Origin of the sequence: Mesorhizobium sp. M4A.F.Ca.ET.050.02.1.1, assembly GCF_003997725.1 — a bacterium.
In the GTDB taxonomy this organism is placed as follows: domain Bacteria; phylum Pseudomonadota; class Alphaproteobacteria; order Rhizobiales; family Rhizobiaceae; genus Mesorhizobium.
The window spans coordinates 1-1,546 of the sequence record NZ_RZSG01001091.1; the positions used below are offsets into that span (position 1 = coordinate 1).

Below are 1,546 nucleotides of genomic sequence, written 5' to 3' on the forward strand. Positions count from 1 at the left end.
GAGATTTGCGGTTTCAGCGCTGGCGCGCACCCTCGCAGCGTTCGAAATTGGCGAAGGCGGCGGAGCGAATAATCTCCCCCCTTGAGGGGGAGATGGCCGGCAGGCCAGAGGGGGGTGCTGTCCCGCCAGCGTTTTGGTAAGTTCCGCTATCCCGGAATGTCCCAGTTCGATCGTGTCAGCACATCGGCGGGTGGAAGGATCTCTTCGGGCTTGAGGTCCCGGCGCTGGATCTCATCGGCGACAAACTCCTCACGCGGCGCCCACGCCCCACCAATGCCGATTTCCAACGGGATCCTGTCCGGCGTCAGACATTGCGAATGGTTGACATCAGCCGTGCGCGGCGCCATGTCAAACCACTCGCATGGCTCGCCGAGAACGCTGTCCGTGTGGCCCATGCTCTTGGGGACGGCGTCGCGGCCATGGAGAATAGACAGCATATCTCCTGGCTGACATTTCTGGCACAGGAAGAGATTCTCGAACGCGCCGCCCTTGGCGGCCCTGAAGGACAGTTCCTGCCCTGTCCGAGCGTTGCGGATGCTTAGGTATCTCCGCCCATCCGGATAGGCAGCTTCATCATAGATCCACGGATCGTGCCGCCGCATGACCCTGACCGCACCTTTCCATTGCATGCGCATGGCGAAATCCGGCGGCTGCTTGACACCCGTTGCGGCCGGCTGGTCGTCGAAGTGCAGCCATTGGGCGACGTCGAGCAGCTTGGCAGGGAGCGCGACCTCCTCGGCGGACACAGGCCGGCGTTCGAGTTTGACGAGCGTTGACTGACGAAACGGCGAACCGTTCACAAACACCTCGGTGGCAATCTCGATACCATCGGCTGTCACGCAACTCAGCCATTTCAGCCCGGGTTCTGACCTGTCTGGATCGCGCCGCTGGATTTCCCGTACATCGCATCGCTCGCTATCGTGCGTCTGGGTCTGTCCGGTTTCGATTACCCCGCGAATCCTCTCATAGGATGTCGATGTCTCACGACTTATCGAAACAGGCGAATAGCCTGTCTGCGAATCCCCGCGGAAAGTGACTGATATCTGCTTTGCCGGATTTCCATAGGTTGTGGCTTGCATTTCCTCGACGCGGACCCAACCGCCATGATGCGTGACTATCCTCGTATGGGTCGGTCCTACCAATGGCTGGACCGTCATGGTCGCGACATAGTCGGGGACATCAGCGGAGGGCGAATAGGGGAGGTTGTCGCCCGCCCGCGCCATGGAGCTGGCGATTACAAGACCCACCATGATCGAAAATCTCATCATGTCTCTCCCCCCGGGCCACGCTCTTGCAGCCAGCAGGATTTCCAGCAACAGCGGCTATTTTGCGACGGTCAGGCGGCGATCGGAGAAGGTGATTTGGGAGGTCGCGCGAGGCGCCACCTCTGCCCTGCCGGGCATCTCCCCCTTGTGGGGGGAGATTTGCGGTTTCAGCGCCGGCGCGCACCCTCGCAGCGTTCGAAATTGGCGAAGGCGGCGGAGCGAATAATCTCCCCCCTTGAGGGCGAGATGGCCGGCAGGCCAGAGGGGGGTGCTGTCCCGCC

General features: G+C 61.6%; 1 protein-coding gene. It reads right to left on the reverse strand.

The genetic code is table 11. From position 1 onward, the window contains the following. Positions 1 to 146: 146 nt before the first annotated feature. The gene (locus EOA33_RS35240; RefSeq protein ID WP_245482541.1) at positions 147 to 1,265 is read right to left on the reverse strand and encodes a hypothetical protein; all 1,119 of its coding nucleotides are present in this window, start codon (positions 1,263 to 1,265) and stop codon (positions 147 to 149) included. Positions 1,266 to 1,546 lie beyond the last annotated feature (281 nt).

Bases quoted from the DNA above. Each gene is read 5' to 3' on its own strand.
- EOA33_RS35240 (WP_245482541.1), bottom strand. From the start codon at position 1,265: ATGAGATTTTCGATCATGGTGGGTCTTGTAATCGCCAGCTCCATGGCG.